The sequence below is a fragment of the Myxococcus sp. CA033 genome (genome assembly GCF_013336625.1).
Lineage (GTDB): Bacteria > Myxococcota > Myxococcia > Myxococcales > Myxococcaceae > Myxococcus > Myxococcus llanfairpwllgwyngyllgogerychwyrndrobwllllantysiliogogogochensis.
The window spans coordinates 69,599-85,510 of record NZ_JABUMU010000015.1 but is presented as its reverse complement, the minus strand read 5'-3'; the positions used below and the strand labels follow the sequence as shown (position 1 = coordinate 85,510).

The 15,912-nt window shown below is 71.4% G+C and carries 1 protein-coding gene (running past one end of the window); it reads right to left on the bottom strand.

Translation table 11 applies throughout. The features are described from left to right. Positions 1-15,912 carry the 5' portion of a non-ribosomal peptide synthase/polyketide synthase gene (locus tag HUA78_RS29000; protein WP_174477624.1) on the bottom strand. 2,094 nt of this gene lie to the left of the window's left edge, so the window shows 15,912 of its 18,006 coding nt (coding positions 1-15,912); the start codon lies at positions 15,910-15,912; the stop codon falls past the left edge of the window.

Here is a 15,912-nt window from a genome sequence, read left to right as displayed (position 1 = left end):
CAGGATGAGCTCGAAGCGCGCGGTGGGCAGGTCCGGCTCGAGCGGCGTCACCTTCAGCTCCGGCAATGCCAGCGCCGGCACCGCCGTGTTCTGCAGCGCGAACATGACCTGGAACAGGGGCGAGCGGCTGAGGTCGCGCTCGGGCTGGAGCGCCTCGACGACCTTCTCGAAGGGCACGTCCTGGTGGGCATACGCCCCCAGCGTTCCGTTCCGCACGCGGCCGAGCAGCTCGCGGAAGCTCGGGTCGCCCGCGAGGCTGGTGCGCAGCACCAGCGTGTTGACGAAGAAGCCGACGAGCTGCTCGGTCTCCTCGCGGGTACGTCCCGCGATGGGTGAGCCCACGCAGATGTCGTCCTGCCCGGAGTAGCGGCTCAGCAGTGACTGGAATGCCGCGAGGAGCGTCATGAAGGGCGTGACACCCTCCTGGCGGCTCACCGCCTTCACGCGTGCGGACAGCTCGGGCGACCAGCGGACGCGGTGGCTCGCGCCGCTGTAGGTCTGAACCGGGGGCCGCGCGCGGTCCGTGGGCAGGTCCAGCGCACGGGGCGCCCCGCCGAGCTGGTCCTTCCAGTAGCCGAGCTGCGCCGTCAGCACTTCGCCTTCCAGCCACTGGCGCTGCCAGAGCGCGTAGTCCACGTACTGGATTGGCAGCGGTGCCAGGGGCGATGGGCGCTCCTGCCGGAAGGACTCGTAGAGGGCGGCCATCTCCCGCACGAAGACGCCAACCGACCAGCCGTCCGAGATGATGTGGTGCATCGTCATCATCAGAACGTGTGTGTCCTCGGAGAGTTCGAGCAGCACGGCTCGGATGAGCGGCCCGCGCGCCAGGTCGAACGGCCGGCGCACCTCCGCCGCGCACCTGCGCAGGGCGGCCTCCTCGCGCTCCTCGGGCGTGCCTTCCATCCGCACCCGCTCGAGGACCGACGGGAACTCCGAGGCTACGACCTGGTAGGGCAGCCCCTCATTCATGCCGAACGTCGTGCGCAGGCTGTCGTGGCGGCGCACCACTTCCGCGAGGCCGTGCTCCAGGGCCTCCACGTCGAGGTGCCCGCTCAGCCGCATGGCATGGGAGAGGTTGTAGAGCGCGCTTCCGGGCTCCAGCCGGTCGAGGAACCACAGGCGCTGCTGCGCGAAGGACAGGGGCGGCCGCTCCCCCCGCGGCATTCGCGTGAGCGGAGGTACCGGTGGCCCGCCTTCCTTGCGCGCCAGGGCTTCCACGCGCTCGGCCAGGTGCTCGGGAGTCGCCGACTCGAAGAGCACCCGGAGCGGCAGCTCGACACCTAAGGCCGCCCGCAGCCGCGACACGAGCTGCGTGGCCAGCAGGGAGTGTCCACCCAGGTCGAAGAAGCCGTCCTTGATGCCGACCCGCTCCACGCCAAGCACCCGCGAGAAGAGGCCGGTGAGGATCTCCTCGGTGGGAGTCCGCGGGGGCACGTAGCCCTCCGTGCTCCCGGCGAACAGCGCGTCGGGAGCGGGCAGGGCCTTGCGCACGACCTTGCCGTTGGAATCGAGCGGCATCGCCTCCAGTCGGATGAACGCCGCGGGCACCATGTATTCCGGCAGCCGTTCGAGGAGCCAGCGGCGCAGCTCCGCGGCCTCCGGCAGCTCCTGGCGGCCCACGACGTAGCCCACCAGCCGGCGGTCCTCCGCCACCTCGTGCACGGTGACCACGGCCTCCTTGATGGCCGGGTGCGCTCCGAGCGCTGCTTCGATTTCGCCCAGCTCGATGCGGAACCCACGGAGCTTCACCTGGCTGTCCAGCCGGCCCAGGAACTCCAGCCGCCCATCGGCGCGCATGCGCGTCCGGTCGCCCGAGCGGTACATGCGCGCGCCCGGAGGGCCGTGTGGATCGGGGAGGAACCGTTCGGCTGTCAGGTCCGGCCGGCCCAGGTATCCCCGCGCGAGGCCACCGCCCGCGATGAACAGCTCGCCGGGTGTGCCGACTGGTACCGGCCGCAGGTGCGCGTCGAGGACGTAAACTCGGGCCCCCGAGATGGCGCGGCCAATCGTGGGGAGCCCCTGCTCGACACTGGCCGGCGCCACGAAATCGCAGGTCGCGAGCACGGTCACTTCGGTGGGGCCGTACACGTTCAGGAGTTGGTACGGCGTCTCGGCGGTGGGCCGCCGCCGGAGCTGTTCGCCACCGACGATGATAACGCGCACTCGGTGGTGCGCCGGGAGCGGCTCGGCCAGGACCAGCTCCCCGAGCGCCGTGGTGAAGAAGGCCGTGGTGATGGCCGTGTCCGCCATCCAGCGCGCGAGTGCGGCGGGCGCGGCGCGCACCTCGTCCGGGACGATGACCAGCGTCGCTCCGGCCGCGAGCTTGGGCCAGAGCTCCAGCATCGATGCATCGAACGCGGGGGAGGCCATCACGGCCCCGCGGTCACCCGGGCCCGTGGGGAGGTCGCGCTGATGCCACGCTGTCAGGTGGGCCAGCGCGGCGTGGTCGGTGGTGATTCCCTTGGGGACGCCCGTCGTGCCCGACGTGAAGATGACGTAGGCGGACTGGGACGGAAGTGGCTCCGGCGGTTCGGTGGTGCCTTCGTCCGCGCCCCTGTCCGCGTCGGACGGACGGACGTTGGCGAACACCACTTGGAGACCCGGGGGCAGACGCGCCGCCAGCGCGGGCGAGGTCACGACGACCGCCGCGTGAGCCTCGGCGAGGATGACGCGCAGGCGCGCGTCCGGCATGGTCGGGTCGAGCGGCATGAACGCGCTGCCCGCCCTGAGGATCGCCAGCTGGGCCATCACCATCTCGGCCGAGCGCTCCAGCAACACCGCGATGGGATGCGTCCCATGGGAGTCCATGCGCGCGAGCCTGTGTGCCAGACGCGAGGCCTCGCGGACGAGCTCGCCGTAGGTGAAGACGCGCTCCCCGTCGATGACCGCTGGCGCCTCGGGTGCGCGTGAGGCCTGTCCGGCGATGAGGGAGAGCACGCTCGGGTGCACCGGAGCTGGCTGTGGCTCGAGGGACGGGAGCCCGCTCGTGTGCGTGAGCGCCAGCCGCGACAGACGCGCCCGCGGCTCGGACACGACACCCTGGAGCAGGACGCGCAGCTGGTCCTCCATCCGGGAAATCGTCTCCGCGTCGAACAGGTCCGTGTCGTACTCGATGAAGCCGTCGAAGCCGTCAGGCCCCTCGCGGAGCGACAGGGCCAGGTCGAACTTGGCCGCCTGGCTCTCGGTGGGCAGCGCCCTGAGGACGAGCCCCGGGAGCGTCAGCTCGGCCGTCGGCGCGTTCTGGAGGGCGAACACCACCTGGAAGAGGGGCGGGTGGCTCAGGCTGCGCTCGGGGTGCAGTTGCTCCACGAGCTTGTCCAGGGGGACGTCCTGGTGCGTGTAGGCCGCCAGCGTCACCTCGCGGACCCGACCGAGCAGCTCCAGGAACGACGGGTCTCCCGCCACACTCGTGCGCAGGACGAGCGTGTTCACGAAGAAGCCGATGAGGCCCTCGACCTCCGTGCGCGTCCGGCCCGCGACGGGCGTTCCCACGCAGAGGTCGTCCTGGCCGGAGGTGCGCGCCAGCAGCGTCTGGAACGCCGCCAGCAGGACCATGAAGGGCGTGGCCCCCTCCTTCTGGCCGAGCGCCTTGATGGCCTCGGACAGCTCCCTGGGCAGGGTTACCGGGTGTGTCGCTCCCCGGTAGGCACGGACGGGGGGACGGGGGCGATCGGTGGGGAGCTCCAGCAGCGGGGGGGCGCCGGCGAGCGTCATCCGCCAGAAGTCGATCTCTGCTTCGAGCTCCGGTCCATCCATCCACCGTCGCTGCCACGCCGCGAAGTCGGCGTATTGATAGTCGAGCTCCTTGAGGGGCGAAGGTTTTCCACCGGAGAAGGCCTCATAGAGCGCGGCCACCTCGCGGATGATCACGCCGGTGGACCAACCGTCCGAGATGATGTGGTGCAGCGTCACGAGCAGCGTGTATGCGCGCTCGTCCTGCTGGATGAGCACGGTGCGCAGCAGCGGTCCCCGCTGGAGGTCGAACGGGGTCTGCGCCTCCTCGGCCTTCAGGCGCCGCTCCTCGGCGTCGCGCTCCGCCAGGGGCAGCCCGCGCAGGTCCACCCGCCGCAGCGGCAGCTCGCCCGCCGGGGAGATGACCTGGATCGGTTGCCCGTTCTCGGCGCGGAACGCCGTCCGCAGGGGCTCATGACGCGCCACCAGCGCGGCGAACGCACGCTCCAGCGCGGCTGCGTTCAGGTCACCTTCGATGCTCAGCGAGGCGGGGATGTTGTACGCGGCGCTCCCCGGCTCCAACTGGTCCATGAACCACAGGCGCTGCTGTGCGAAGGACAGCGGCAGCGCCCCGTCGCGCGGCACGCGCACCAGGGGCGTCCACCGCACGCCCACCCCGGCGTCGAACGCTCGCTCGACGTGCTCGGCGAGCGCGCCCACGGTGGGCGCATCGAAGAGCGCACCCACCGGCAGATCGATGCGGAAGGCATCTCGGACGCGGACGATGGCCTGCGTCGCCGTCAGCGAGTGCCCACCGAGCGCGAAGAAGTCGTCGTCCCGTCCCACCCGTGGTCGTCCGAGCACCATGGCGAGGATCTCCGCGATCCGCTCCTCGACCGGGGTCCTCGGCGCGGCATACGCCATGCCGTCCGTCACCGCCTTCACGTCCATGTCGGGCAGGGCCTTGCGGTCCACCTTGCCGTTGGGGGTGAGTGGCAGCGCGTCCAGGGTGAGGAACTCCGAGGGCACCATGGGCTCCGGCAGCCGTGTCAGCAGCCAGCCTCTCAGCTCCAGGGAGTTCGGCGGCGCGTCGTGAGCGACGACGTAGGCGATCAGCTTGCGGTCACCGCCGTCGTCCCGCACCGCCACGGCCACTTCCTTCACGGCCGAGTGCTCGGCGAGCACCGCTTCAATCTCGCCCAGCTCGATGCGGAAGCCGCGCACCTTCACCTGGTCGTCGATGCGTCCCAGGAAGTCGAGCTCCCCGTCGGCGCGCCAGCGCACGAGGTCTCCCGTGCGGTAGAGGCGCTGCCCCGGCGTGGAGGAGAACGAATCCGGCACGAACCGCTCGGCCGTCAGCGCGGGCTGCTGGCTGTAGCCACGCGCGACGCCCGCTCCGCCGATGTACAGCTCACCCGCCACGCCGACCGCCACCGGCATGAGGTGCGCGTCCAGCACGTACAGCCGCGTGTTGGCGATGGGGCGGCCAATGGGCACCGTGCTCCCGAGGGCGGTCTGGGGACCCACCTCGAAGGTGCAGCAGCCCACCACCGTCTCCGTGGGGCCGTACTCGTTGATGATGCGCGTGGCCGGCGCCCGCTCACGCCAGAATGCGAGCGCGGCGGAGGTCAGCGCCTCGCCACCCACGACGAAGCAGCGCACGCGGCCAGCCACGGCCACGTCGCCAAGCTGCGTCTCCAGGAGCGACAGCTGGGTTGGCGTCAGCTTGACGAGGGAGAGGTCCGTGCCCGAGCGCAGGACCTGGGCCAGCCCTTCGCCCGCCTTCGTGTCGGGCACCAGGACGACTCGTCCTCCCGCCATGAGAGGCGTCAGCAGGCTGGTGATGGTCAGGTCGAAGCCCAGCGGCGAGTGAACGGGAGCGCCCGCACCCGACGCCGCGTCATAGGCCTCGCGGCTCCACACGAGGTAGTTGACGGCGCCCCTGTGCGTCACCATGACGCCCTTGGGCCGGCCGGTGCTGCCCGACGTGTAGAGGACGTAGGCCAGTTGGTCCGCGTCCACCGTCACACCGAGGTCCGTGTCCTCCTCGGGGGACAGGTCGATCTCGTCGAGGCACACCTGCGGCCCCCCGGTGTCGGGGAGCTCGTCGCGGAGAATGGAATGGGCGACCAGCACCTGGGCCGCGCTGTCCTTGAGCACGTAGGCGAGCCGCTCATACGGGTAGCTCGGGTCGAGCGGTACGTAGGTACCGCCGGCCTTGAGGACGCCCAGCACGCCCACCACCATGTCGAGGCCGCGTTGAAGCGCGAGCGCGACCCGCACCTCCTGCTTCACCCCGTTGCGCCGCAGGACGCGCGCGAGCTGGTTCGCCCGTGCGTTCAGCTCGCGGTAGCTCAACGAGAGGGCGTCGGCCTGGATCGCCACCGCGTCGGGCGTCCGCTGTACCTGGGCCTCGAACAACGCGCCGACGTGCTTCGCGGGTGGCGCCTGCGTGGCCGTGGCATTCCAGGAGACGAGCAGGCGGTGACGCTCCTGTGCGTCGAGGAGCTGGCAGGACTCGTAGCGGCCCAGCGGGCGCAGCGCCATGTCTTCCAGCGCGCGCAGGTAGATGCCGGCGATGTATTCCAGCCTGTCCAGGTCCCACTCGCGCCCGTGGCTGCGCAGCGTGAGCTTCACGTCCTGGGTCTCCGGGTCCACGCTGAACGTCGTGTCGAGCGGCATGTCCAGCCACGACGTCTCCCAGTACGGCTCCACCAGCCTCATTCCCGGGATGCGTGTCAGCCCCTCGGAGACGTGGAAGTGGACGAAGTTGAAGAGGGCGTCGAACAGCGGGCGTCCCCTCAACTGTTGCTGCATCCGCGCCATCGGGTAGCGCCGATGCGGGGAGAGTGCCTGCTCGCGGGCGAACACCTCGCGGACCAGCTCCACCCAGGTACCTCCGCCGAGCCGCACCGGGAAGGGGACGCTGTTGAGGAACAAGCCCAGCACCCGCTCGCCGTCGCTCACCTCCGGGCGGCCGTTCACCACGAAGCCCGTCACCACTTCGGAGGCCCCCTCGAGCACCCCTCGGACCCGCAGGTGCGCCGCGAGCAGGACGCTCTTGATGGGCACCACTGCCTGGTGGGCCAGAGCCCGGAGTCCCCTGGCCAACGGCTCCGTCAGCGGGAACTCGCGAAACAGGAGCGGGCCCGGCGCCTGGGCTCCCGTCCGGCGGGCGGCGTCCACGCGCACGCGTGACACCTCGGCCAGCCGCTCCTGCCAGTAACGCTGCGTCTCCTCGGAATCGAGCGCCTGACGCTCCAGCGCCACGAACTCGCGGTACACCGCCTCCAGCGGAGGGACGGGCGCCGCCGCGCCCCGCCGCACGGCCAGGTAGCGGGGGACGAGTTCGGTCAGCAGTGACGCGAAGCTCCAGCCGTCGAGAATCGCGTGGTGGAAGATGACGGACAGCTGCACCGTGTGCTCACCGCGCCGGTGGAAGCCGAAGCGGAGCAGGGGCGCCCGGTCCCAGGCGAAGGGACGGCTGCGCTCACGGCCGAGCCACTCCCGCAGCACGGTGTCCTGCTCGGCGCGGGACAGGTGACCGAGGTCCTCCACGTGCAGCGGCACCTCCGCCTCGCGGTGGACGAGCTGTAGCGGGACGCTGTAGCGGACCAGATCGAACGAGGTCCGGAGCACGGGGTGGCGCGCGGCCAGCTCCTGGAGGACGTGCCGCAGCGGCTCGGCGCTGGCGTCCTCCAGCTCCAAGTGGAAGCTGAAGGCGTCATGATAGAGCGCCGACTGCTGGCTGTACTCGCTCTGGAAGAGCATGCCCACCTGGAGCGCGGCCAGAGGGTAGGCGTCCATGACGTCCGCGGGCAGCCGCGCCCGGTCCTCGGAGGACACCAAGGAGAAGAGCTGGCTCGCCGCCGCCGCCGTCCGGGGTGGCTCCTGGTGCAGGAGCGTCTCGGCCATGGCGCGGACGGTCTGCTTCTCCAGGAGCGTCGCCACCGACAGCTCGACGCCCCGCTCGCGGCAACGCGCCACGTACTGGATGGCGCGGATCGAATCGCCGCCCAGGTCGAAGAAGCTGTCGTCGATACCCACGGTCTTCACGCCCAGCGTCTCCGCGCCCACTACGGCGAGGATCTCCTCGGCAGGAGTGCGAGGGGCCACGTAGGTCGTGCCGAGCTCGGGGCGCGCCCCATCCGGCGCCGGCAACGCGCGACGGTCGACCTTGCCGTTGGCCGTGAGCGGCAGCTCCGCGAGTGTTACGACGGCGGCTGGCACCATGTGCGCGGGCAGCTTGTCCGACAGGAAGGACCGCATCCCGTCGACGGTCACCGTCTGGCCCTCGACGGGAACGACATAGGCCACCAGGGACTTCTCTCCGGCGAACTCGCGCGCCACGACCACGGTGTCCCGCACCGCCGGGTGGCGTCGCACGGCGGTCTCGACTTCCCCTGGCTCGATTCGAAAGCCACGGACCTTCACCTGGTTGTCGACGCGGCCAAGGAACTCGAGCGTGCCGTCACGGCGCACGCGGCACAGGTCGCCGGTGCGGTACAGCCGGGCCCCGGGCGTGGTGCCGAAGGGGTCGGGGATGAAGCGCTCCGCGGTCAGCGCGGGCTGGTGGAGGTAGCCGTGCGCGAGCCCATCTCCCGCGGCGTACAGCTCTCCGGGCGCGCCGATGGGGACCTGCGCCAACGCCGGGTTGAGCACGTACACGCGCGTGCCCGGGACGGGCCGGCCCAGGGGCACGCCCGCGCGGAGGTCCTCACGGTCCGTCACCGGGAAGCAGCAGGTGAACGTCGTGTTCTCCGTGGGACCGTAGCCGTTGATGACCCGGCAGGTGGGGTAGGTCTCGAGCACGCGCGCCACGTGCGGAGCCGACAGCACGTCACCGCCGGCAAGCAGCTGTCGCACTGGCGCCAAGGCTCCGAGGTGCGTGTCGACGACCTGGTGGAACAGGCCCGCCGTCAGCCACACCGTGGTGATGCGCTCACGGGAGATGAGCCCGCCCAGCTCGTCGAGTGACGGCGCGTGCGGCGGCGCGATGACCAGCCGGGCGCCGTTCAGCAGCGCGCCCCAGACCTCGAAGGTGGACGCGTCGAAGGCGAGCGGCGCCAACTGCAGGAGGGTCTCCTCCGACGACAGGCGCACGTAGCCCGGCTCCTGGACCAGCCGGAGCACTCCGCGATGGGGCACCGCGACGCCCTTGGGCGTTCCGGTCGAACCGGAGGTGAACAGGACGTAGGCCTCGGACTCCGGGCCCACCGCGTGCGCCAGGTCGTGCTCCGGCCTCTGTCCAATCGTGGCCTCATCGCGGTCCATGCACACGAGCTGGGCCCAGTGCGCGGGCAGCTCGTCGGCGACCTCCGAGCGCGTCACGATGGCCGCCGGCCTTGCTTCCTCCAGCAGGAAGGACAGGCGCTCCGCCGGGTAGCTCGCGTCGAGCGGGACATAGGCGCCGCCGGCCTTGAGGATCGCCACCATGCCGATCACCAGCTCCAGCGAGCGCTCCAGCGCCAGGGCCACGCGGCTGCCAGGGCCCACGCCGAGCCCGCGCAGGTGGTGGGCGAGCTGGTTGGCGCGGCGGTTGAGTTCGCCGTAGGTGAGCGTCTGCTCCTGGAAGACGAGGGCCACCGCGTCCGGCGCCGCCGACACGCGCTGCTCGAAGCAGGCGGGGATGCACGCGTCCGGAGCGATGTGCCGCGAGGGGCCATTCCATGCCGCCAGCCGCTGGTGCTCCTCGCGGGTGAGCATGGGCAGGGTGGAGATGCGCTGTCCGGGGGCTTCGACGGCGGCGTGGGCCAGCAGGAGGAAGTGCTCCCACAGGCGCGCCATCCCCTCGCCGTCGAGGACGTCGGTGTTGTACTCGGCGACGACGCTCAGCCCCTCACGGTCGGGTGTGAGGATGAGCAGCAGGTCCCAGCGCGCCAACCCGTTGCTCGCGCCTTCCATGAGCTCCAGGGCGAGGCCCGGCAACCGCATCGCGGGCATGGGGGCGTTCTCGAGGACGAGCTTGGCCTGGAAGAGCGGCTGTCCCGTGGCGGCGCGCTGGTCGCGCAGCTCCTGGACGAGCCGGCCGAAGGGCGTGTCCTGGTGCTCGTAGGCCTCCAGGGCGACCCGCCGTACGCGCGAGAGGAGCTCCTGGAAGGTGGGCTGGCCCGACAGTGGCGTGCGCAGGACGAGCTGGTTGGTGAAGAAGCCGATGATGCCCTCGAGCGCGTCGTGCTCGCGGCTGGCGATGTCGGTGCCCACGACGATGTCGTCCTGCCCCGTGTGGTGATGGAGGAGGACGTCGAAGACCGCGAGCAGCGCCATGAAGAGCGTGGCGCCCTCACCGCGAGCGAGCGACTCCAGCCGCGCGGTCAGCTCCGCGGGGAAGGTGAAGCGCCGACTGTCACCGCGGAAGCGCTCACCCGGAGGGCGAGGCGTATCGGTGCGCAACTGGAGCGTGGGCAGCTCCGTCAACTGGCCCCGCCACCAGGCCAGGTTCTCCGCCAGCACACCGGACTCGAGCCAGCCGCGGTGCCACGCCGCGTAGTCGGCGTATTGGATGGGCAGCTCCGCCAGCGGCGAGGGCCCGCCCTGGCTGAAGGCGCCGTAGAGCGCCGCGAGCTCGCGCAGGAACACGCCGCCCGACCAACCGTCGGAGACAATGTGGTGCAGCGTCAGGCAGAGGATGTGCTCGTCCTCACCCAGGCGGACGAGCACCGTGCGCACGAGCGGCCCGTGCGCCAGGTTGAATGGGCGCACGGCCTCTTCGCGCGCCAGGCGCCGAGCCTCCGTCTCCGCCTCCTCGCGCGAGCGGCCACCCAAATCCTCCACCGGCAGCGCCAGTTCCCCCGGAGGCAGGATGACCTGCACCGGGCGCCCGTCCACCTCGCGGAAGACGGTGCGCAGCGCCTCATGCCGGCGGATGAGCTCGGCGAGACCTCGCTCCAGGGCGGGCACGTGGAGCATGCCGCGCATCCTCACCGCGGCGGGCACGTTGTAGAGAGGTGAGCCCGGGGAGAGCTGGTCGGCCAGCCACAGGCGCTCCTGCGCCAACGACAGCGGAAGGGGCCCGGTACGAGGCACCCTGTCGAGCGGCGGCGGGGCCCTGCGGGGCTGCTGCGCGCTCGCGTCGATGCGGCGGGCCATCACGGCCACGGTGGTCGCATCGGTCATCAACGCGGTCAGGGGCAGGTCCACGCCGAAGGCGGTGCGGATGCGGGAGATGACCTGGGTGGCCATGAGCGAGTGACCGCCCAGGTCGAAGAAGTCGTCGTGGATGCCAATGCGGTCGGTCCGCAGCACCTCCGCCCAGATGGCCACCAGCTTGTGTTCCGTGTCCGTCGTGGGCGCGGCGTACTCCTCGCCCAGCGTGAGGCGCGGGTCCTCCGGCGGAGGCAGGGCCTTGCGATTCAGCTTCCCGTGGTGGGTCAGCGGGAGCGCCTCGAGCGGGATGAAGGCCGAGGGAACCATGTACTCCGGCAGTCGCGGCTCGATGGCGCCGCGCAGCCCGCGCGCCACCTCGAGCGAGGCCACCACGTAGGCCACCAGTCGCGGATCGCCCGCGACGTCCTCTCGGACGATGACCGCCGCGTCGCGCACACCCGGTTGCGCGCGCAGCGCAGCCTCGATCTCACCCGGCTCGATGCGGTAGCCGCGCAGCTTCACCTGGTCGTCGACACGTCCCACGTACTCCAGGTCGCCGTCGGCGAGGTGTCGGACCCGGTCGCCCGTGCGGTACAGCCGGGCACCGGGCACCGAGGAGTAGGGGTGGGGGACGAACCGCTCGGCGGTGAGGTCCGGGCGGCCCAGGTAGCCCCGCGCCAGGCCCACGCCCGCGACGTACAGCTCGCCTGGAACACCGGCCGGCACGGGCTGGAGCGCGTCATCCAGCACGTACACCTGGACGTTGGCCAGCGGCCTGCCCAGCGTGGGGCGCTCGGGGTCCATCGCCGTATTGAAGGTCGCGCAGACGGTGACCTCGGTGGGGCCATAGGCGTTGACGAAGCGCAGCCGGTCCGCCCAGCGCAAGGCGATCTCCGGCGTGCATGCCTCGCCCGCCGTGAGCACGGTCCGCAGGCTTGTCACTCCGGCAGGGAAGAGCTGCGCGAGGACGGATGGCGTCAGCGTGACGACGGTGATGGCCTGCTCGTTCAGGGTCTGCTCGAGCGGAGCCCCCGGCATCAGCCGGTCCCTGGGCACCAGGACCAGCGTGGCCCCCGACAGCAGCGGCGGGAAGATGTCGGAGACCGCCGCGTCGAAGCTCAGCGCGAAGAACTGCAGGAGGCGGCTGCCCACCTCCAGCTTCATCACCGCGAGCGTCTGCCGCGCGGTGTTGCACAGGCCCCGATGCTGGAGGAGCGTCCCCTTGGGGCGGCCCGTCGAGCCCGAAGTGTAGATGACGTACGCGAGGTTGCCGCCAGTGGCGCCAGCGTCGAGGTCCTCCGTGGACTCGAGGCGGACCTCGGCCTCCACGTCCTCCAGGCACAGCGCCCGGGCCTGCTGCCCGCCCAGCCGGTCGACCAGCGCGCGGCGCGTGAGGACGAGTGGCGCGCGCGTATCGTCGAGGATGAGGGCGAGCCGCTCCATGGGCTGGCTCGGGTCGATCGGCACGTAAGCGCCGCCCGCCTTGAGGATGGCGAGCAGCCCCACGACCATCTCGAACGAGCGCTCGACGCACAGGCCGACGAGGACCTCCGGCCCCACGCCCCGGCGCCGAAGCACCCGCGCCAGCCGGTTGGCCCGCGCGTTGAGTTCGCGGTAGCTCAGCTCTTCACCATCGAAGCTGAGCGCGGCGTCGTCGGGAGTCCGCGCGACCTGCGCCTCGAAGAGCCGGTGAGCGCAGACATCCTCCGGCTCACCGGGGACGGCGCCGCTCCACTCGACGAGCAACTGGCGGCGCTCCGCTTCATCCAGCGGGGACAGGGACGCCAGTGGCGCCGAGGGCTGGGAGACCGCGGCCTCCAGCAGGGCGCCGAGGTGCTTGACGAGCTGGCGCGCCGTCGCTGCGTCGAACAGGTCCGTGCTGTACTCCAGCCGGCCGTGGAGGCCCTGGACGCTCTCCGCGAGCGCGAGGCGCAGGTCGCTCTGGACCAGGCGGCTTGGCAGCTCCAGTTGCTGAAGCTCCAGCCCTGGCAACGGCTGCGCGGAGAGCGGGTCCGGCAGGATGGCCAGCACCACCTGGAACAGCGGCGAGGCCCCGAGGTGGCGCGTCGGCCGCAGCGCCTCCACCAGCTTCTCGAACGGCAGTTCCTGGTGGGCATAGGCCTCCAGGGTGACGTCGCGCACGCGCGCGAGCAGCTCGTGGAAGGTGGCGGCTCCCGCCAGCCGCGTGCGCATGACCAGGGTGTTGACGAAGAAGCCGATGAGTCCCTGCGTCTCCGGGCGGTCACGACCGTTGATGGGCGTGCCCACGCAGATGTCGTCCTGCCCCGAGTAACGGGCCAGCAGGAGTTGGAACGCCGCCAGCAACACGACGAAGGGTGACACGCCCTGCTCGCGCGCGAGGGACTTCACCTGCTCCATCAGCGGGGCCGACAGCTTCACCTCCACGCTGTCACCCTGGTGCGTGGACACCGCCGGCCGGGGCCGCGCAACGCCCAACTCCAGCACCTCGGGCACACCTTCGAGCTGCCGCCGCCAGTAGCCGAGCAATCGCTCCAGCGTCTCACCCCGCAGGTGCTCGCGCAGCCACGCGCCGTAATCGGAGTACCGCAGCGACAGCTCGGGCAGCGCCGCCGGCTGACCGGAGGTGTGCGCCGCGTAGAGCGCCGCGAGTTCGCGGACGAGCACCTCCATGGACGCGCCGTCCGAGACGATGTGGTGCATCGTGAGCACGAGCACGTGCTCCTTCTCGCCGGTCCGCAGCAGGAGACCGCGCAGGAGCGGCCCTTGCGTCAGCAGGAAGGGCCGGAGCGCCTCGGCGTCCGCGCGTCGCTGGACCTCGCGCTCCCGCTCGGTGGCCGGCCGCGCGCGCAGGTCGTCGGTGGTGAGCGTGAAGTCCGCGTCCGGCGAGACGATCAGCACGGCCGGACCTTCCGTCTCCACGGCGCGGAAGGTGGTCCTCAGCGCTTCGTGGCGGCGCACGATGTCCTGGAACGCGCGCTCCAAGGCCACGGTGTCCAGGGCGCCCTTGAACCGGACGGCCACGGCGAGGTTGTACAGGGCACCGCCCGGCTGGAGCTGCTCCAGGAGCCATAGCCGCTCCTGGCCGGGGGAGAGCAGGGGTGGCGTGTCGTCCGCGCGGCGAGTGATGGCCGGGAGCGCCGCCTTAGCGGCCGAGCGCCGTCCGTGCAGCAGTGCCGCCAGCTCCGTGACGCTGGGTCCTCGCAGCAGCTCCTCCATGCGCAAGGAGACGCCCGTGGCGATCTCCAGCGCGTGTCCCAGCTCGATCGCGACGAGCGAGTCGAAGCCGAAGCGGGTGATGGGCACGGCGGGATCCAGCTCCTCCGCCCGGACACGCAACCGCCGGCCCAGGGTGGCCCGCAGCCAGGTGGCGGTCTCCTCCAGGGTCGCGTTCGAGGACAGCGCCACTGCCTCCGGAGCTGTCGCGCCGGCCGCGGCCTCCTCGCGCCAGGTCGACACGAGGGCCAGCTCGCTGGCGACGAACGCCGCGCGGGTGCCGTTGCGCTGGATCTTCCCGCTGGACGTCTTGGGAATACTGCCGGGTTCAATCAACGCGAGCGCGTGGAGCTGGACGTCGTGCTGCTCCGCGAGCCGGCGGCGCACCAGGGCCGTCACCTCGGCGGGATCCACCAGCTTGCGGACATCCACCTCCTGGACGACGACGAGCCGCTCTTCACCGTCGACGTCCAAGGCGAAGGCGGCGGTGCAACCGGGGCGGAGCGCGGGGTGGCTCTGCTCGACGGTCAGTTCGAGATCCTGGGGATGGATGTTGCGGCCGCGAAGGATGATGAGGTCCTTGAGCCTCCCGGAGACGAACAGCTCGCCTTCGTGCAGGAATCCAAGGTCGCCCGTGCGCAGGAATCGCCTGTCACTTCCGGGCACCTGGGCCTCGAACGCGCGGGCTGTCTCCTCGGGACGTTGCCAGTAGCCCCGCGCCACGCTCGGGCCGGAGACCCAGATCTCTCCCACGGTGCCCGGCGGGCACGGCGCGCACGTCGCGGGGTCCACGACGCGCAGCTCCTGGTCCGGCAGGTTCCCGCCGCAGCCGACGAGCACCTGGCCCTCGGCCGTCGTGTCGACTCGGGCCTCATTGCGCGCCAGCGCTCCGGGCGAGAACGAACGATGGACGGGGAACACGCCCTTATTGCCGCCCGAGACGATCAGCGTGGCCTCGGCGAGGCCGTAGCAGGCGTAGAGCGCCTCGGGGCGAAACCCGCTCGGCGCGAACGCCTCCGTGAAGCGCGCGAGCACCTCCGGGCGGATGGGCTCGGCGCCGCAGAACGCGACCTCCCAGGCGCTGAGGTCGAGCGCCGCGCGCTCCTCGGGCGTGCTCTTGCGCACGCACAGGTCGAACGCGAAGTTCGGACCGCCGCTGATGGTGCCCTTGAATCGCGACACGGCCTCCAGCCACCGGAGCGGGCGCTTGAGGAAGTCCAGCGGCGACATCAGCGCCACGGGGAACCCCATGTAGAGCGGCTGCAGGATTCCGCCGATGAGCCCCATGTCGTGGTAGGGCGGCAGCCAGATGACGCCCACGGAGTCCTGGCGGCTCTCGAACGCGTGCGCGATGAGCCCCAGGTTGTGCAGCAGGTTGCCGTGGCTGAGCATCACCCCCTTGGGCGTGCCCGTGGAGCCGGAGGTGTACTGGAGGAAGGCCAGCGCGTCCGGGCCGACGTCCGCCGGCGTCCAGTCGTGCCCCGTGTCCTCGGGGAGCGTGTCGGTGGCCACCCACTGGAGCGACCGGAGCTCCGGGGCCTGCTCGAACAGCATCTCCGCGAAGGACGCGATGAACGAGGTGGTGAGCACCACCGTGGCCCGTGCATCCTCGATGATGGCCCGCAACCGGGGCAGCGTCCGCCCGAGCCGGAGCGGATCCGGAGGGTAGGCCGGCACCGCGACCCGCTGTGAGTACAGGCACCCGAAGAAGCCCGCGATGTACTGCAGGCCGGGCGGGTACAGCAGCACGACGCGCGCCCCGGCGGGAGCCACCGCCTCCAGCGCCGCGCCAATGCGCCGGGCCCAGCGGTCCAGCTCCCCGCCCGTCATCCCGCTGGCGGCCCCGTCCTCTTCCAGGAACGTGTAGAGCGGGTCCTCTGCCCGGCCCTGCGCCCGCTGACGCAGAAGGCCGACGAGAGACGTGGAGGAGCCAGGAGACGAGGTGGAGTGGGCGGACAT